Origin of the sequence: Mycolicibacterium frederiksbergense (assembly GCF_012223425.1) — a bacterium.
GTDB classification, from domain to species: domain Bacteria; phylum Actinomycetota; class Actinomycetes; order Mycobacteriales; family Mycobacteriaceae; genus Mycobacterium; species Mycobacterium frederiksbergense.
This window is the reverse complement of the sequence record NZ_CP038799.1, coordinates 4,971,599-4,990,014: the sequence shown is the minus strand read 5'-3', so window position 1 is coordinate 4,990,014 and position 18,416 is coordinate 4,971,599. Positions and strand designations below refer to the sequence as shown.

The 18,416-nt window shown below is 66.9% G+C and carries 12 protein-coding genes; 2 read left to right on the top strand and 10 right to left on the bottom strand.

The features are described 5' to 3' along the window. The first annotated feature begins 10 nt into the window (after window positions 1-10). Complete coding sequence (locus EXE63_RS27130; protein WP_168144500.1) at window positions 11-463, top strand: DUF4190 domain-containing protein; 453 nt, start codon at window positions 11-13, stop codon at window positions 461-463. Here EXE63_RS27130 and EXE63_RS27125 read toward each other — a convergent pair. The 7 genes from EXE63_RS27125 to EXE63_RS27095 form a co-directional block, all read right to left on the bottom strand. Next, a complete protein-coding gene (locus EXE63_RS27125; protein WP_234904287.1) occupies window positions 460-1,323 on the bottom strand; it encodes an acyl-CoA thioesterase in 864 nt (287 codons plus the stop codon). The genes EXE63_RS27130 and EXE63_RS27125 overlap by 4 nt on opposite strands. Window positions 1,324-1,339: 16 nt before the next feature. Continuing rightward, on the bottom strand, window positions 1,340-2,758 hold the full coding sequence (pyk, locus tag EXE63_RS27120) for a pyruvate kinase (protein WP_168144498.1): 1,419 nt from the start codon (window positions 2,756-2,758) through the stop codon (window positions 1,340-1,342). 27 nt (window positions 2,759-2,785) lie between these two features. Beyond that, a complete protein-coding gene (locus EXE63_RS27115) occupies window positions 2,786-4,288 on the bottom strand; it encodes a glutamate synthase subunit beta (RefSeq protein ID WP_168144497.1) in 1,503 nt (500 codons plus the stop codon). Continuing rightward, complete coding sequence (gltB, locus tag EXE63_RS27110) at window positions 4,281-8,825, bottom strand: glutamate synthase large subunit (RefSeq protein WP_168144496.1); 4,545 nt, start codon at window positions 8,823-8,825, stop codon at window positions 4,281-4,283. The genes EXE63_RS27115 and gltB overlap by 8 nt, the downstream gene beginning before the upstream one ends. Window positions 8,826-8,921: 96 nt before the next feature. Then, window positions 8,922-9,323: a DUF2752 domain-containing protein gene (locus tag EXE63_RS27105; protein WP_168144495.1), complete on the bottom strand. Its 402-nt coding sequence runs from the start codon at window positions 9,321-9,323 to the stop codon at window positions 8,922-8,924. Further along, window positions 9,313-9,723: an NINE protein gene (locus EXE63_RS27100; RefSeq protein WP_168144494.1), complete on the bottom strand. Its 411-nt coding sequence runs from the start codon at window positions 9,721-9,723 to the stop codon at window positions 9,313-9,315. The genes EXE63_RS27105 and EXE63_RS27100 overlap by 11 nt, the downstream gene beginning before the upstream one ends. A 4-nt stretch (window positions 9,724-9,727) precedes the next feature. Continuing rightward, window positions 9,728-11,083 carry a malate:quinone oxidoreductase gene (locus tag EXE63_RS27095; protein WP_168144493.1) on the bottom strand — a complete coding sequence of 452 codons (1,356 nt, stop codon included), beginning with the start codon at window positions 11,081-11,083 and terminating at the stop codon, window positions 9,728-9,730. A 64-nt stretch (window positions 11,084-11,147) separates the two neighbouring features. On the opposite strand from EXE63_RS27095, the gene EXE63_RS27090 reads away from it, so the two are divergent. After that, complete coding sequence (locus EXE63_RS27090; RefSeq protein WP_168144492.1) at window positions 11,148-12,044, top strand: LysR family transcriptional regulator; 897 nt, start codon at window positions 11,148-11,150, stop codon at window positions 12,042-12,044. On the opposite strand, the gene EXE63_RS27085 is transcribed toward EXE63_RS27090, so the two are convergent. Genes EXE63_RS27085 through EXE63_RS27075 form a run of 3 tightly spaced genes read right to left on the bottom strand, consistent with a single transcriptional unit; the run spans window position 12,036 to window position 18,336 of the window. Continuing rightward, entirely contained in the window at window positions 12,036-12,860 is an 825-nt protein-coding gene (locus tag EXE63_RS27085; protein ID WP_168144491.1) for an ABC transporter permease, read from the bottom strand. The two genes, EXE63_RS27090 and EXE63_RS27085, sit on opposite strands and share 9 nt — an antisense overlap. Further along, window positions 12,857-13,708 carry an ABC transporter ATP-binding protein gene (locus EXE63_RS27080; protein WP_168144490.1) on the bottom strand — a complete coding sequence of 284 codons (852 nt, stop codon included), beginning with the start codon at window positions 13,706-13,708 and terminating at the stop codon, window positions 12,857-12,859. The genes EXE63_RS27085 and EXE63_RS27080 overlap by 4 nt, the downstream gene beginning before the upstream one ends. Further along, window positions 13,705-18,336: a type I polyketide synthase gene (locus EXE63_RS27075; protein ID WP_234904286.1), complete on the bottom strand. Its 4,632-nt coding sequence runs from the start codon at window positions 18,334-18,336 to the stop codon at window positions 13,705-13,707. The genes EXE63_RS27080 and EXE63_RS27075 overlap by 4 nt, the downstream gene beginning before the upstream one ends. Between the last annotated feature and the right edge of the window lie 80 nt (window positions 18,337-18,416).

Below are 18,416 nucleotides of genomic sequence, written 5' to 3'. Positions count from 1 at the left end.
CTGGACCGCCATGAGCTCCCCAGGGCCGTACCCTGCGCCGCACGCGCCCTATCCCGCGCACCATCCGCCGTACCCCGGCCATCCGCCGACCGGCCCCCGCAACCAGCTGGGTTCCTGGGCACTGGTGCTGGCCATGCTGGCGCTGCTGTTCTCGTGGAGCATCGTCGGCGCTGTCATCGGCGGCTCGATCGCGGTGGTGCTGGGATTCGCCGGGCGTGGCCGGGCGGCGCGCGGCGAGGCCGACAACGGCCCGATCGCGAACGCCGGGATCGGTTTGGGCGCACTGGCCGTCATCGTCGGGGTGGCCTTCGTCCCGATCTGGATCGGCTTCTTCACCGAGGCCGGCATGGGCGACTACGTCAGGTGCATGGAGCAGGCCGGCACCGACCGCACCGCACAGGGACAGTGCGAGAACACCTTCCGCGAGCGGGTCGAGCGGGACTACGGTCTTTCCGGCGGCTAACGCGCCGGGAAATACTTGACGATCCCTTCCTGCATCACCGTCGCCAGCGCCTCGCCGCGCTCATTGAAGAAGTGTCCGCCGCCCAGTCCGCGCGAGTCGGCAGCCACCGGCGACGACGTCGAGTACAGCACCCACTCGTCGAAGCGGATCGGTCGGTGAAACCACACCGTGTGGTTCATGGTCACCGCGAAGATCCGGTCGAAACCCCAGGACAGGCCGTGCGTGGTGATGATCGAATCGAGCACCGTGGTGTCCGAGGAGTAGACCAGGGCGCCGGCATGCAGCACCGGGTCATCGGGCATCGGACCGTCGGCGGTCAGCCACACCCGGTTGTGGTCGAGCTGAGCGCCCTTGTCGCGCATCACCCAGGCCGGGTCGTTGGTGTAGCGCCACTGGATGGGCCGCAGGGCACTGACGAAGTGCGGCACCGTCTCCTCGTAGCCCACCAGCAGTTCATCGATGGTGGGCAGCGCGGCCGGGGCGGGTACCTGCGGTGCGGCGATATTGTGCTCAAGCCCACGGCCACCGGCAAGATGCGAGACCAGCGCGGTGCCCAGCAGCACGCCGTCCTGAGTGACGTCCACCCTGCGGTTGGCGAACCGCCGTTCGTCGCGCAGGCGAACCACCTCGAACTCGAGGTCTTTCTCGGTGTCACCACCGGCGATGAAATGCATCGACAACGTGCTCGGCGGCAGGTTGTCGGGCACCGTGCGACTCGCCGCCACGAAGGCCTGCGCCATCATCTGGCCACCGAAGGTGCGTACCGGGTTGCGGCTCGGATGCGTGCCGGTGAACGCATCCTCGCCGACCCGGGTGAGATCGAGAACCGTCAGCAGTTCCTGCAGATGCTCCGCCGACAAGTCTGGCTCCGGTCTCTTAGTGGTCGTCCTCGCCGATCCGGTGCACATGGATCAGGTTGGTCGAGCCTACTGTGCCAGGCGGCGCGCCTGCGACGATGACCACCAGGTCACCGCGCTTGTAGCGGCCCAGGTCCAGCAACGACTGATCGACCTGCCGGATCATGCCGTCGGTGGTGTCGATGTGCGGCACGATGAACGTCTCGGTGCCCCAGGTCAACGCCAGCTGACTGCGCACCTCGGGGAGCGCGGTGAACGCCAGCAGCGGCAGCGGGGTGTGCAGCCGGGCCAACCGGCGCACGGTGTCACCGGACTGGGTGAACGCGACCAGCGCCTTGGCCTCCAACCGCTCGCCGATATCGCGGGCGGCATAGGAGATGACGCCGCGCTTGGTGCGCGGCACGTGGGTCAGCGGCGGCGCCTCGGTGGAGTTCCCCTCGACCGCCGACAGGATGCGACCCATGGTCCGCACCGCTTCGAGCGCGAACTTGCCCACCGATGTCTCACCGGACAGCATCACCGCGTCGGCGCCGTCGAGCACCGCGTTGGCCACATCGGAGGCCTCCGCACGGGTGGGACGCGAGTTCTCGATCATCGACTCCAGCATCTGGGTGGCGACGATCACCGGCTTGGCGTTCTCCCGCGCCATCTGGATGGCGCGCTTCTGCACCAGCGGCACCTCTTCGAGCGGCAGCTCGACGCCCAGGTCACCACGGGCCACCATGATGGCGTCGAAGGCCAGCACGATCGCCTCGAGGTTCTCGATCGCCTCGGGCTTTTCCATCTTGGCGATCACCGGGACCCGGCGACCCACCCGGTCCATGACCTCGTGGACCAGCTCGACATCGGCGGGCGAGCGCACGAACGAGAGCGCGACCAGGTCGACGCCGAGCCGCAGCGCGAACTCCAGGTCCTCGATGTCCTTCTCCGACAGCGCGGGCGCCGAGACGTTCATCCCGGGCAGCGACATACCCTTGTTGTTACTGACCTTGCCGCCCTCGGTGACGGTGCACACCACGTCGTCACCGTCGATGTGTTCGACGACGAGACCGACGTTGCCGTCGTCGACCAGGACCCGGTCGCCGGGCGTGGCGTCCTTGGCCAGTCGCTTGTAGGTGGTGCTCACCCGGTCGTGGGTGCCCGCGCAGTCCTCGACGGTGATGCGGATGGTCTCGCCGTTCTTCCACACCGTGGGGCCGTCGGCGAAGCGCCCCAGCCGGATCTTGGGTCCCTGCAGGTCAGCGAGGATGCCGACGGCCCGACCGGTGGAATCGGAGGCCGCCCGGACACGCCGGTAGGACTCCTCGTGGTCGGCGTAATCGCCGTGGCTGAAGTTCAGTCGTGCGACGTCCATGCCCGCCTCGACCAGGGCACGTACCGACTCATCGGTGGAGGTTGCCGGGCCGAGGGTACAGACGATCTTTCCGCGTCTATTCACGTCGCATGAGCATAGTCGTTAATCGATTCAGATGACGGCCAGAGGGAGGGCACCGGGCCGCACGGGTGCCGGCAGGTCCGAGTCCCCCATGAGGTAGGCGTCCACGGCGTGGGCGGCGCTGCGGCCCTCGGCGATGGCCCAGACGATCAGCGACGCGCCCCGGTGCGCGTCGCCGCACACGAAGACTCCGGGCTCCTCGGTCTGCCAGTCCGATCCGCAGGACAGCGTGCCGCGGCCGTTGCGCCGCAGCCCGAGACCGTCCAGCAGCGCCATCTCCTCGACACCCTCGAACCCGATGGCCAGCAGCGCCAGGTCACACGGCAATTCGATGGGATCCCCGACCGGGGTGATCACGCGGCGGCCGAGACCGTCCCGCTCGACCTTGACCTCGGCGATCTGCATGGCCCGCACGTTGCCCTGGTCGTCGCCGAGGAACCGCTGCACGGCCACCTCGAAGTGCCGAGCCCCGCCCTCGGCGTGCGCCGGCGAGGTGCGCAGCAGCAGCGGCCAGGTGGGCCACGGCGAACGCTCGTCGTCGCGCGCCTCCGGCGGTGCCGGGTTGTAGTCCAGCTGGGTCACCGAGATGGCGCCCTGCCGGTGCGCGGTGCCCAGGCAGTCAGCGCCGGTGTCGCCGCCACCGATGATGACGACGTGCTTGCCGGCGGCGGTCAGCTCGGCGGGGCCGTCACCCTCGCATTCCTTGTTGGCGGGTACCAGATGCTCCATCGCCAGATGCACACCGTTGAGATCGCGTCCCTCGACGTCGTTGTCCCTCCCCTTCAGCGCACCGACGGCCAGCACGATGGCGTCGTGCTGGGCCCGCAGCGCCTCGATCGAGAGATCGACGCCGACCTCGCACTCGGTGACGAAACGCGTTCCCTCGGCGCGCATCTGGGACAGCCGCTGGTTCAGGGTCGCTTTCTCCAGCTTGTACTCCGGGATGCCGTAGCGCATCAGCCCGCCGATGCGGTTGTCCCGTTCGTAGACGGTGACGTGGTGTCCGGCCCGGGTGAGCTGCTGGGCGGCAGCCAGCCCGGCCGGGCCCGAACCCACCACGGCCACACTGCGTCCCGACGCGATGGCCGGCGGCTGCGGCTCCACCGAACCCGTCATCCAGGCGTGGTCGACGATGGACTGTTCGATCCGTTTGATGGTGACGCTGCCGCCTGTGGTCTCCTCGGCGATCGACAGCACGCAGGCCGCCTCGCACGGAGCCGGACAGAGCCTGCCGGTGAACTCCGGGAAGTTGTTGGTGGCGTGCAGGCGGTCGCTGGCTGCGTCCCACCGCCCGCGGCGCACCAGGTCGTTCCACTCCGGTATCAGATTGCCCAGCGGGCAACCCGCAGTTCCCGAGTGGCAGAACGGGATTCCACAATCCATGCAGCGGCGGGCCTGCTGGGAGACCTCGCCGGCCCGCTCGTGCGGATCCTGGCTCTCATACACCTCATGCCAGTCGCCGACCCGCTCGTCGACCGGCCGCTTGGCCGCGTCCAGCTTGCGAACCCTCAGAAAACCGTTCGGATCAGCCACGGCTGGCCTCCATGATCGCGGTGTCCACGTCTCGCCCTTCGGCCTTCGCCATCCGGGTGGCGCGCAGCACCCGCTCGTAATCGGTCGGCATGATCTTGGTGAACTGCGCGCTGCGGCGCGGCCAGTCCGCCAGTAGCGAGCCCGCAACGGTGCTCCCGGTGGCCTGCGCGTGCCGCGCCACCACGTCATGCAGCCAGGTCAGGTCCTCGGGATCGAGGCGCTGCAGATCCACCATCTCGGTGTTCACCTTCGCCGGATCGAGGCCGAGCACGAAGGCGATACCGCCCGACATCCCGGCCGCCATATTGCGTCCGGTGTCGCCGAGCACCACCACCCGCCCACCGGTCATGTATTCGCAGGCGTGGTCGCCGCAGCCTTCGACGACGGCCAGCGCACCGGAGTTGCGGGCGCAGAAGCGTTCCCCGACCCGTCCGCGCAGAAAGACCTCGCCGGAGGTGGCCCCGAACAGCAGGGTGTTACCGGCGATGACGTTGTCCTCGGGCAGGAACAGCACATCATCGGGCGGTCGGACGATGACGCGTCCACCCGAAAGGCCCTTGCCCACATAGTCGTTGGCGTCGCCGATCAGGTCCAGGGTGACACCTGGGGGCAGGAATGCGCCCAGCGACTGCCCGGCCGAACCGGTCAGCGTGACATGGATGGTGTCATCGGGCAGACCGTCGGCACCGTAGCGGCGGGTCACCTCCGAACCCAACAGCGTGCCCACCGTGCGGTTCACATTGCGCACCGGCAGTTCCAGCCGGACCGGGTGAGCGTCCTCCAGAGCGCCGTCGGCGAGCGCCACCAGCGTCTGGTCCAGCGCCTGGGCCAGACCGTGATCCTGATCGCGCAACCTGCGGCGCTCGGTGATCTCGGCGCCGTGCGCATCCGTCGGGACCGCGAAGATCGGGCTGAGGTCGAGGCCGTGACTCTTCCAGTGCGCGACACCTTCGGCGGTGTCGAGCATCTCCACCCGCCCGATCGCCTCGTCGAGGCTGCGGAAGCCGAGTTCGGCGAGCATCGTCCGGATGTCCTCGGCGATGAACTGGAAGAAGTTCTCCACGAACTCGGGTTTGCCGTTGAACCGCGCGCGCAGTTCCGGATTCTGGGTGGCCACCCCGACCGGGCAGGTGTCCAGGTGGCAGACCCGCATCATGATGCAGCCCGCGACCACCAGAGGCGCGGTCGCGAATCCGTACTCCTCGGCCCCCAGCAATGCAGCGACCATGACATCGCGGGCGGTGCGCATCCCGCCATCGCACTGCACGGTGATGCGGTCACGTAAGCCGTTGAGCATCAGTGTCTGCTGGGTGTCGGCCAGTCCGATCTCCCACGGTGCCCCGGCGTGCTTGAGCGAGGTCAGCGGCGCCGCGCCGGTACCGCCGTCATACCCGGAGATCAGCACGACGTCGGCGTGTGCCTTCGAGACGCCCGCGGCCACCGTACCGACACCCACCGAGCTGACCAGCTTGACGTGGATACGGGCCTTGTCGTTGGCGTTCTTCAGGTCGTGGATCAGCTGCGCCAGATCTTCGATCGAGTAGATGTCGTGATGCGGTGGCGGTGAGATCAAACCCACTCCGGGAGTGGAATGCCGGGTCTTGGCGATATTGGGATACACCTTGTACCCCGGAAGCTGGCCACCCTCACCAGGTTTGGCGCCTTGGGCCATCTTGATCTGGATATCGGTGGCATTCACCAGGTAGTCGCTGGTCACGCCGAACCGTCCGGACGCCACCTGCTTCACGGCGCTGCGCCGTTTGGGGTCATACAGCCGGTCGGCATCCTCGCCGCCCTCACCGGAGTTCGAGCGTCCGCCAAGCTTGTTCATCGCCATGGCCATCGTCTCGTGCGCCTCGGCCGAGATCGAGCCGTAGCTCATGGCGCCGGTGTTGAACCGCGTCACGATCGCTTCCGCCGATTCGACTTCCTCGAGCGGCACGGGTGCGCGCATTCCGGTCTTGAAGCCGAACAGCCCGCGCAGCGCGCCACCCTCACGGGAGAGCCGGTTGACCTCCTCGGAGTACTTGGCGAAGACGTCGTGGCGTCCGGTGCGGGTCGAATGCTGCAGCAGGAAGACCACTTCCGGGGTGAACAGGTGCAGCTCGCCATCGCGGCGGAACTGGTACTCCCCGCCGACCGACAACCGCCGGTACGCCCGTTCGGTGGGGTTTTCGGGATAGGCGCGCCGGTGCCGGAACCTGACCTCCTGGGCCAGCACGTCCAGGCCGATACCGCCGAGTTGCATCGGCGTGCCGGTGAAGTACTCGTCGATGACGGCGCGGTCCAGCCCGATCGCCTCGAACGCCTGGGCGCCGGTGTAGGAGGACACCGTCGAGATACCCATCTTGCTCATCACCTTCATCACGCCCTTGCCGAGCGCGGTGAGGTAGTTGCGCACCGCGGTGGCCGGCTCGATACCGGTGAGCTCCCCTTCGCGGATCAGGTCCTCGATCGATTCGAAGGCCAGGTACGGGTTGACCGCTGCGGCGCCGAAACCGATCAGCATCGCAATATGGTGCACCTCGCGGGCATCACCGCTTTCCACCACCAGCCCGACACCGGTGCGTTCCTTGGTGTGCACCAGGTGGTGGTGCACCGCGGAGACGGCCAGCAGCGACGGTATCGGAGCCCTGGTGTGGTCGGAGTCGCGATCCGAGATCACCAGCGTACGAGCGCCTTTCGCGATTGCCTCGCACGCGCGGATCCGCAGCTCCTCCAGCGCCTCGGCGAGGCCTTCCCCACCGCGTTCCACGTCGTAGAGGGCGCGCAGCACGGCGGTGCGCAGGCCGGGCTGCTCGCCGTCGTCGTTGACGTGCACGATCTTGTTGAGATCGTCGTTGTCGAGCACCGGCCAGCCGAGCCTGATCTGGCGACACGATGCCGCTGTCGGCTCCAACAGGTTCTCCTCGGGGCCCATCACCCGACTCATGGAGGTGACGACGGCTTCGCGGATGGCATCCAGCGGGGGGTTGGTGACCTGGGCGAACAGTTCGACGAAATAGTCGTAGAGCAGCCGGGATCGTTGCGACATCACCGCGATCGGAGTGTCGGTGCCCATCGAGCCCAGCGGTTCGGCCCCGGATGCCGCCATCGGCGTCAGCAACACCCGCAGTTCTTCCTCGGTGTAGCCGAACGACACCTGCCTGCGCACCACCGATTCGTGATTGGGTTGCACGCGAACGCGATCCGGCAGGGTCTTGAGATCGAGCAACCCGGCATGCAGCCATTCGCCGTAGGCGTGCGCACCGGCGAGTTCGTCCTTGATCTCGTCATCGGAGACGATGCGACCTGCGGCGGTGTCGATCAGGAACATCTTGCCGGGCTCGAGGCGCCCTTTGGCCACCACCTCGGCGCTGGGCACGTCGAGCACGCCGCTCTCACTGGCCAGGATGATGCGGTTGTCGATGGTGCGCCACCAGCGGCCGGGCCGTAATCCGTTGCGGTCCAAAACCGCACCGACGACGGTGCCATCGGTGAAGGTCACACACGCGGGGCCGTCCCACGGCTCCATCAGCGAGGCATGGAACTGCCAGAACGCGCGCCGCGCCGGGTCCATGGTGGCGTTGTTCTCCCAGGCCTCCGGGATCATCATCAGCACCGCGTGCGGCAGGCTGCGGCCACCCAGGTGCAGCAGCTCCAGTACCTGATCGAACGACGCGGAGTCCGACCCGTCCTTGGGGCAGATCGGCGAAAGGCGGCTCAGTTCACCGGGGATGAGTGAGCTGCTCAACTTGGCTTCGCGGGCATGCATCCTGTTGCGGTTGCCACGGACGGTGTTGATTTCCCCGTTGTGCGCCACGAACCGGAATGGATGCGCCAGCGGCCACGACGGGAAGGTGTTCGTGGAGAAGCGGCTGTGCACGATGGCGATGGCACTCATGCAGCGATCGTCGCGCAGATCCGGAAAGAACTGCGGCAGCTGCATCGTGGTGAGCATGCCCTTGTAGGCGATGGTTCGACTGGACAGCGACGGGAAGTAGACCGCACCCTGTTCGGCCCGCTTGCGCAACGGATACACCCGGCGGTCCAGGTCGATGCCGCCGCAGCCGCCGGAAGCGGTGACGAAAAGCTGTGCCATATAAGGCATACAGCCCACCGCGGTGGCACCCACTTCGGCGCCGCCGGGATCGATCGGCAGCTCGCGCCAGCCCAGGACCGCCAGGTGCTCCTCGGCGGCGATGGCCTCGATTCGTGCGCACTCGGCGGCGCGGGCGACCGGATCCTGCGGCAGGAAACAGATTCCGGCGGCGAAGGTGTTGGCGCCGTCTGCATTTGGCTGCGGAAGCTCGAAATCGACGACTGCGGCGAACAACTCCACCGGCAGCTGGATCAGGATTCCGGCGCCGTCGCCGCTGTTCGGCTCGGCGCCGGCCGCGCCGCGATGCTCCAGGTGCTCCAACGCGGTGAGTCCGTCCGAGACGATGCCGTGTGAGCGTCGACCCCCGATATCGGCGATCATGGCGACGCCACAGGAATCCGATTCGTTGTCCGGGTCGTATAAGCCTTGGGCCTTGGGAAGTGCCGAGAACAGCAAGCGAATCTACCTCCGCAGTCTCCGTGACGATAGGAGGGACTGCATCGGCCCGAAGCTGCAGTGTATCAGCGAGAACGTGTTACTTCCCGGCGATATTCAGCCGGTGAGAACGGTGGGGACCAGCGGGAACCCCGGCCAGTTGCGGACCACGGTCCATGCCACCGCGGCCACGACGACCGTGACGGTGGCCGCCATCGGCATGAGCGTCAGGCCGCGCCGCCACCGCACCACCAGCCACACCGCCAACGCCGGCAACGCCACCAGGAGGAAGACGTTGTCCACGACGGCGGCCGTCAGATCGCCGTTCAGCAGATCGTGCGTCATCCGCAGCCCACCGCACGCCGGGCAATCCAGGCCGGTGAGCGCCTTGAACGGGCAGCCGGGAAACAGGAACCCGGGCCGGTGCGGGTCGGCCAGGCCGATATAGGCCAGGGCGCCGGCGCCGGCCGCCCCGGCGCCGATCAGCCCGGCTCGGGTGGTCGCGCTCTCAGGTGCCATCGCGCAGCGGGCGGCCTTGCGGGTCGCGCACCTTGTCGGTCAGCAGCAGGATTGCATCGATGATGCCCCAGATGATGGCACCGATTCCGCAGGTGAAGATGCCGACCAGCAGCTGCGCCACACCCAGTCCGGTGTAGCCCAGGTAGAAGCGTCCGATGCCGAGGATGCCGAACAACCCCAACAGCTGCAGCAGGCCGGCGATGACCTTGGACTTCTCGGAAAACGGCTCCCCGGTCATGGGATGCCGCCCGTAGGGGGCCAGCGGATCGAAGTACGCACCCGGGGGCGGCGGGTAACCCGGCTGGCCGAGTGGCGGGAAACCGGCACCGCCGGGCGGCGGCTGGTAGCCCGGCGGTGGGAAGTTGCCCGGGTCGCCCCCGTACGACTGCGGATCCGTCATGACCTCAGGATGCCAGATGGTCGGTGCCGACGCGGTGACCCCAGCGCTGCAGCAGATCGATCATGATCGGCACTGCCGTGGACGCTCCTGGCGAGGCTCCGAGCAACCCTGCGATTGTGCCGTCAGCCGATACCACCAATTCGGTACCCGAGCGCAGCACTCCCCGATGCCGGGCGTCCGGGGTGACCAGCTGGGCTCGCTGCCCCGCGGTGATCAGCTCCCACTGCCCCGGATCCGCGTTCGGGTAGTACCGCCGCAGATGCGCATGCCGTCGCCGGCGCCCCGCGAGCAACTGGCCGATGAGATACCGCACCAGCGCCAGGTTCGACCACACCGCGGTTGCGAGCACGGCCACGTTGTGCCAACGCAGCGTGGTGAAGAAGTCGGTGCGGCGGCCGTGCTTGAGCAGTTTGGTGCTGAACGTGGCGTACGGACCGAACATCAGGTGACCGTCGCCGTCGACGACTCGCTTGTCCAGGTGCGGCACCGACATCGGCGGTGCCCCGGTCGGGGCCTGCCCGTACACCTTGGCGTCGTGCCGGGCTACGACGTATGGGTCCGAACAGCGCAGGAAGGCCGCGCCCACCGGCAGCACTCCGTAGCCGCGGACCTCCGGGATCTTCGCACGCTGCAGCAGCCGCAGGGCATTCCCGCCGGCCCCGACGAAAACCACCGGTGCCCGTACGTCGAAGACACCCTCGGCATTCCGGCCGGAAACCCGCCAGGATCCATCGGCCGCCCGCGCCACGGCCCGTACATCGTGGCGCAGCAGCAGCCGGCCTCCCCGATCGGTGATGATCCGCACCAGAGCGGATGTCAGCACGCCGAAGTCGATATCGGTGCCGCCAGGATGCCGGGTCGCCGCGACCCGCTCATCCGCTGCACGGCCTTCCATCACCAGTGGCGCCCAGCCCGCGATGGTGGCCGGGTCCTCGCTGTACTCCAGGTGAGCGAACATCGGATCGCGGTGCAGCGTCTCGAATCGCCGGCGTAGGTAGGCGATATCTCGGTCGCCGAACACCACGTCCATGTGCGCCGCGGTGTGCAGAAAGGTGCTCTGATCCAGCAGCCCCTGGGCCGCAAGTCGGTCCCACCACCTCCGGGACAACTGAAACTGCTCGGCGATCCCGATCGCTGCGGCGCCGTCGGTGGGGTCGGGCATGTAGTTGAGCTCGCAGAAGCCGGAATGGCCCGTGCCGGCGTTGTTCCAGGCCTGGCTGCTCTCGGTGGCCACGTCGTCGGCGCGTTCGATGATGACGATCCGCCGCGTGCGCTCCTGCACCGCAAGCATGGCGCCGAGGGTCGCGGACATGATGCCGCCGCCGATGAGGACGATGTCGACTGCTTGATGCTCATTCATGAATCCACCATGAGCCCGCAGCTTTGATCCGTCCAATGAATGTTCAGGTGATTATGATCCGTATATGGATCGTTGGATGGGCGAGCTCGCACCGCAGCTGCGCGCCCTGGACGAGTTGGCGGCGCATGAGGCTCACATGACGCGGGCCGCCGACAGTCTCGGCATCCCCCAGTCGTCGATGAGCAGGCGGATCCACGCCCTGGAGAAGACGCTCGGGCTTCGCCTGCTCATCCAGGACGGCCGCACGGTGCGACTGACACCGGCCGCCGTCCGGCTGGTGGATCGGGCCCGAGGCCCGCTGCACGCCCTGGAAGCAGCGGTGGAGGCCATCGCCGGAGAGGCGGACGCGCAGCACGGCACCGTGCGATTCGGCTTCCCGCTGACCATGGGCTCGGGCCGGTTGCCGACCCTGATCGCGGAGTTCCGTCGTCGCGCACCCGGGATCCGGTTGCAGATCAAACAGGCACACGGGACGCAGTTGACCTCCGATCTCAAGTCGGGTGAGCTCGACGTGGCGGTGATGATCCCGGCGTCGGATGAGGTGCGCCACCAGGTGATCGGGGCGCAGTCGATCCTCGCCGTACTGCCGGTGCGGCACCGTCTTGCGGGACGCAAGAGGTTGCGCCTCAAAGAGCTGCACGACGAAGCGTTCATCGCGAACCCGATGAGCTATAACCTGCGCCAACTGACCGAGAGCTGGTGCGCAGAAGCCGGTTTCACCCCGAAGATCGCCGTCGAGCTCACCGAGTTCGCCACCATGCACGAGCTGATCGGCCGCGGACTCGGCATCGCGCTGCTCCCCCACGACGAACGCAGCGCACCGGACATCGTAGAGATCGCACTGTCCCCGAGCAGCTACCGGCGCGAGATCGCACTCGCGTGGTCACCGACGGCCGCCACACCGGCGAGCCGGAGATTACTCGCCTTCATCCGCGATCAGTTCGCAAGCAGGTCAGCGTGATTCCGACCAGCGGAAGACGGTGAGGCAACCGATCAGCCCCCCGATGCTCCATGCCGCCAGCACGAAGAAGATCCGCCAGTGCTCCCAGCTGCCTGCCGGTTCGATGGCGGCCATTTCGGGTGGCAGCAGCACCGATCGGAAACCCTGCGCCATCCATTTGACCGGGAACAACGAGCCGATCACCAGCATCCACGTCGGGAGCACCATGATCGGGACGTAGGTTCCCGACACGAACTGCAGACCGACCGCGGGACCGTTGGTCATGGCGGCGGCCGATACCGCACTGCTTGCGACGTTGCTGATCAGCACGCCGAGCAACGAACAGCTGATGACGCCCAGCAGGAACACCCAGGTCAGGGTGAACCACCCGAAAACGTCTGTGGGCAGCCGAAGTCCGAACGCGAGCACACCCACCGCCAGCAGCAGCACCGCCTCGGCCAGACTGACCACGAACACCAACATGATCTTGCCGATGAAGTAGGACGTTGCCGTCGTCGGCGTTCCGTGCAGGCGGCGCAGGGCCCCGGTCTCCCGATCAGCGGCGATACTGATGCCCAAGTTCACGAAAGACGTCGAAAGGATGCCGTAGGCGAGCATGCTGGCGGCGATCACCGCGCCGGTGCTGACGTTGCCGTAGGGCAACTCCGCCGAGAATATGGACCCCAGCAGCAGACAGATCACGGCCGGCATCGTGAAGGTCAACACCACCTGCTCGGGTCTGCGGTAGAACATCTTCAGTTCCGGGACCACCCGGGACCACCCGATGCGCAGCACCGACGGGAGCGGCGTGCGGGTGTGCTGCCCGGCGGTGCTCACGAATGCCCGATCAGCTGTAGATAGGCGTCTTCGAGGGTCGGGCGCGTCACCGTCAGGCGATCCAGTTCGGCGCCACCGCTGCTGAGGCGGCGGATCAATTCGGTGGGTGCTGCTGTCCGTTCCACCCGCTCCCGGCCGCCCTCCATCCACCGGACAGTCGCAGCGGTGTCGACATGTTCGATCAGCCGGGCAGGCGAGTCGACCGCGACCACCGCCCCGCCGGCGACGACGGCGACCCGGTCTGCCAGTGCGGCCGCCTCTTCGAGGTAGTGCGTCGTCATCAAGATCGTCGTGCCGTCTGCCGCCAGCAGCCTGATGAGTTCCCAGAACTGTTGCCGGGCTTCGGGGTCGAATCCGGTGGTCGGTTCGTCCAGGAACAGCAACTCGGGCCGGCCCACGATGCCGAGGGCGACATCGAGGCGCCGGCGCTGACCGCCCGACAGTGTCCCGACCCTCGCCTCGACGACCGATGCGAGACCGACGAGATCGAGCACCTCCGCCGGTTCCCTGGCCGCACCGTAACAACTACCGAACATCTGCACGGTTTCACCCACGGTGAGCATCCCGGCATCACTGACCTCTTGGAGAACGATGCCGATCCGTGCGCGCCACTGTCTGCCCGCCGTGCCCGGGTCTGCTCCGAGCACGCTCACCTGCCCCGCATCACGCCTGCGGTTTCCCTCGAGGATCTCGACGGTCGTCGACTTGCCCGCGCCATTCGGCCCGAGAATCGAAAAGATCTCCCCGTATTCGACATCGAGGTCGAGATCGTCGACCGCACGCAGTGTTCCGTACGACTTGGACAGACCCCGCACCTGGACAGCCCGGGAGGGGGCCGCACCACTCACGACTGGAGTCTTCCGGCATCCGGTTGTGCGCCGTCGGCCTCGATCTCCGCCAGCAGCGCTCGCAGTTCTGATTCGGACAGATCGTCCAGCAAGACGTCGACATCGTCATCGTCCACATCTGGCTGGTCGTCGGCCGCCGACTCGTCCGAGGCGGGCGCATCACCGTGAATCGCCTCCAACTCGGTGAGGATCCGGTCGGACAGCGAGTTCACGCTGACACCACGCAGTATCTCCAGCACGGGGACATCGATCGAGAAGGTCACGTTGATGCGCACCCGGAACTCCATCGCCATCATCGAATCCAGACCGATGTCGTCGAGCATGGCACCGGTGTCGATATCGGCCACGCCGCAGTCGAACACGTCGGCCACGACCTCCAGGACACGCTCGGAGATGAGAGCGGCGCGACCGGTCTCCGGGGTCGCGGCGAGCACGTCGAGGATCGACGATCCCGAGGCGTCCTGCGCCGCGCCCGTGTCGACGGATTCGAGTTCGCCGAACATCGCCGGCAGCGGCCCGCCCATTGCTGCCTGGCGGGCCCGGCTCCAATCAACGGTGATCGCCACGACACTGGGCACGGTCTGCTTGATCAGCCTATCGAGGATTCGAGCGCCGACGGCGGGCGTGATGAGCTCGATCCCCCGCTGCGCGTACACCTTCTCCAGCTTGAGCTCTTCGACCATTCCGACCGACCATGGCCCCCAACCGATCGTGAGGGCCGGAAGTCCCTGCCCGCGAAGCTGGTACGCGTAGGCATCGAGAAAGGCGTTGGCGGCCGCGTAATTTCCCTGCCCAGGGGCAGCGATGGTCGAACCGGCGGAACCGAACATGACGAAGAAGTCCAGATTCTGCCCCTCGAAGGCATGGTGAAGCACCCTGGCACCGGTGATCTTCGGTGCGGTCACCTTCGCGTAGTCCTCTTCGCGCATGTTGATCAGCAGTTGGTCGCTCACCGCACCGGCGGCGTGCACGATTCCACGCACCGGCCGCCCGCCGCGCGAAAGATGGTCGGCCAGCCACGAGGTGACGTCATCGGCAACCGTGACATCGACACTGGCCGTTTCGATATGAGCACCGAGCCGCTCGATCATCCGGAGTGCGGTGACGGTCTCGAAGTGCCGATCACCATCGACCAGCTCGGCCCATTGGGATCTCGGCGGGACGGGAGTCCGCCCGAGCAGGGTGATGTGGCGTGCACCGCGTTCGGCGAGGTAGGTGGCCACGACCCTGCCCAGCGCTCCGGCCCCGCCGGTGACGACGTACGTCGCATCGGCGGAAAGCTTGGTGGGGAACGGGTAGGTCAGGTCCTTGCACAGCCGGAGTCGAGGGACGAACGTCGTGGCTCCCCGGATCGCGATCTGATCTTCGCTGCCGTCACCGAGCACATGGTCGGAGATTCGCTTCGCGATCTCCACCTGGTTGTCGACGCTGTCGATATCGATGAGGCCGCCCCAGTATGTGGAGAACTCCTGGTGGCCGATGACGCGGCCCAGACCCCATATCGAGGCCTGGTCCGCGCCGGTCAGCGTGGTGCCGGGTGCTGCCTGCGAGTTGGCGGTCACCAGAAAGAGTCTCGGGTTCCCGGCCCTCAACTCGGCCAACGCCTTCACCAGTCGAAGAACGGTGAATGGGCCGATGTCGTCGGAGTCGCCGTTGTCCGCCGACATGTCCAACGGCCAGCAATCGATGATGCCGGCAAGTCCGCGCTCACCGGTGGTGAGTCCGTCGATCAGCGCGTTCCAGTCGACGCCGTCAGCCGGGTACTGCACGGTGTCGACGCGGTGACCGCGTGACCGCATGTCGTCGGCGAGCGCCTTTCCGACACCGGAATCGTCGGCCAGCACCAGCCAGCACAGGGCTTCGACGTCGGACCCGGCGACGGTGTCCGTTGCGGTGTCGGCCATCTCGGACCACTGCAACTCGTACAGTCCCTTGTCGATGTGCTCGACCGACATCCTGGAAGACGAGCTCAACGATTGCACCGTGAACCCGTCGAACACGGCGAGCACACCACCCCGGTCATCGGTGATCGAGATATCGCATTCGACCGCATCTCTGGTTGCCGAGACCACGCGCACCTGCACCCTCATGTCCGCAGCAGGCGGCCCATAGACGGCGCAGTGCCGTATGCGGGTGGGTAGGTAGGGGTCCTCGTTCTCCTCTTGCCCGGAGAACGGTGCGCCGAAAAGGGTTTGGAAGGCCCCGTCGATGAGTGCGGGGTGGAAGCGGTATTGCCCGACCTCCGCGGCGACCCGGGCGGGTATCGTCAGCTCGGCGACCGCCCAGTCGTGACCGGCTGTCACACCGGAGACCGCCCGGAACGCATCGCCGTAGTCGAATCCGAGGTCACTCGTGCGGCGGTAGAACTGCTCACCGTCCATCTCGGCGCGCGGGCCCACCTCCTGCACACCGCCCGGATCGGTCGGCGCCGCAAGTGTGCCGAGTTCGGCGGTCGCGGTGATAGCCCACTTGAGATCACCGTCCGAAGTGACCGTGAAGGACGCGAATTCCAGTGTGCCGTCGTCCTTGTTCAGGGTGGTCCTGATGATGGGATCGCACGTGTCGTCCAGGATGACGGCACGGTGCAGCACCAGATTGTCGATGCTGTGGTCGGATCCGTAGGTTTCCCTGGCTGCGGCCAGCGCCATCTCGACGTACACCGCTCCGGGAACGACCACGCTGCCCTGAACCCGGTGATCGGCGAGGAATTCGAGGGTGGCGGTGCTGATCTCGGCTTCCCAGGTCGGATGTACCCCGCGGATGGGCTGGCCGAGCAGCGGATGCACCGGCCGGTAGAACAACGTCTCGTCGATTTCGTAATTGTCGTACCAGAAGCGTTTGGTCTGCCACGGATAGCTCGGAATTTTCAGCAACCGAGCGTCGCCGCGGGGATGCACGCAGTCCCAGGCGATATCGTGGCCCGCGTTGTGCAGAACGCCGACACAGTTCAACAGCGCACGAACGTCGTCGTCCTCGCGCCGCTGCGTGGCCGTCACCGAGACCCGCTGCGTTCCGGCGATCTCCAAGATGGATGCGGCCAGCACCGGGTGCGGTCCGAGCTCGATGAAATGGGTGTAACCATCGTCGAGCATCCGGCGCAGCGCGGGTTCGAAGAGAACGGTGGCCCGGGTGTTCTGCCACCAGTAGGCCGCGCCGGCGTCATAGCGGGTCAACAGTTCACCGGTGACCGTCGAATAGAGCGGCAGCTCAGCGGACTTCGACGACAGACCCGAGAGGGCGCCGTAGAGCTCGTCCTTGATCGCGTCCATGTAGTGGGTGTGGTACGGGACCTTCACCGTGAGGTACCGGTTGAAGATCTGCGCCTCATCCAATTGGCGGGCAATGTCTTCCAGGACATCACCGTCGCCTGCGACGGTGACCGCCGCAGGACTGTTGATGGCGGCGATCGACACCCGTCGACCGAATTCGTCGATCATCTTCTCGTCGAGAGTCTGCATGAGGGTTTCGGCGTCCAGGCCGACGGCCAGCATCCGGCCCTGCCCACTGGTGCGCTGTTGCAGTCGGCTGCGGTGATGGACCACCTCGATGGCCTGCTCGAAAGAGAGCAGCCCGGCGAGGTGGTGGGCCGCGACTTCACCTGCGCTGTGGCCGATCACGGCGTCCGGTGTGATCCCGAAGTGGGCGAGCTGTTCGGCCAGGGCGACCTGGATCGCGAAGTTGGCCGGCTGGGCGAATTCGGTGTCACCCATCCGGGAAGCGGATTCATCACGTCGCAGTTCCTCGATCAGCGACCAGTCCGCGTACTTCGACAATTCTCGCGAGCTGCGCAGGATGCTCGCGGTGAAGACCGGGAACACGTCCAGCAATCCCCGGCACATCTGCCACCACTGCGGACCCATGCCGGTGCAGACGAAGGCCACTTTGGGCGCGGTGGATGCGGTTCGACCGGTCGTGATCTCACCGCCGTTGCCGACGGCACGCAATTGTTCACGCGCATCGGCGATGTCTTCGGCGATCAGCGTGTGCCGATGGCTGAGGTGCGCCCGCCGCCGGGCCAGGGTGTAGCCGAGGTCGGGCAGCGTGATGTCGGGATGGCTGTCCAGGTGGTCGGCCAACCGAGCGGCCGACGCAATGAGCGCCTGCTCGCTGCGCCCCGATATCGGCAGCACGGTCAGCGGCAGGGCCTCGGTGTCTGCTGCGGTCTCCCGCCGCGCGACCGGGGGTTCGGCCAGGACCACGTGGGCATTGGTGCCCCCGAATCCGAACGAGTTGACCCCGACCACCCGACGACCGGTCTCGGGGAAGGGCCTTCCCGCGGAGGGGATGTCGAGTTTGAGTTCAGCGACCGAGACGTGCGTGGTCGGGTTCTGCAGATGCAGGTTGGCCGGGACATATGCGTGTTTGGCGACCAGCGCCGCCTTGATCAGCCCGGCCACTCCGGCCCCGGCTTCGAGGTGACCGATATTCGTCTTGACAGAACCGATCAGCAGGGGCTGCGTGGCCGAACGGTCTGATGTGAGTGCGTGTGCCAACGCCCGCATCTCGATGGGATCACCGACCGGCGTACCCGTCCCATGCGCTTCCACATACCCGACCTGGGTGGGTGTGACGCCGGCGCGCCGCAGCGCCGTTCGGATCGCGGCTTCCTGAGCTTCTTCACGCGGCACCGTGATTCCGTCGGTGTGCCCGTCCTGCGAGACGGCGGTCCCGAGAATCTGCGCGTAGACGTCGTCGCCGTCGGTCAGCG

Coding starts and splice junctions, on each gene's coding strand:
- EXE63_RS27130 (WP_168144500.1), top strand. CDS start 11: ATGAGCTCCCCAGGGCCGTACCCTGCGCCGCACGCGCCCTATCCCGCG.
- EXE63_RS27105 (WP_168144495.1), bottom strand. CDS start 9,323: ATGGCACCTGAGAGCGCGACCACCCGAGCCGGGCTGATCGGCGCCGGG.
- EXE63_RS27100 (WP_168144494.1), bottom strand. CDS start 9,723: ATGACGGATCCGCAGTCGTACGGGGGCGACCCGGGCAACTTCCCACCG.
- EXE63_RS27095 (WP_168144493.1), bottom strand. CDS start 11,083: ATGAATGAGCATCAAGCAGTCGACATCGTCCTCATCGGCGGCGGCATC.
- EXE63_RS27090 (WP_168144492.1), top strand. CDS start 11,148: ATGGATCGTTGGATGGGCGAGCTCGCACCGCAGCTGCGCGCCCTGGAC.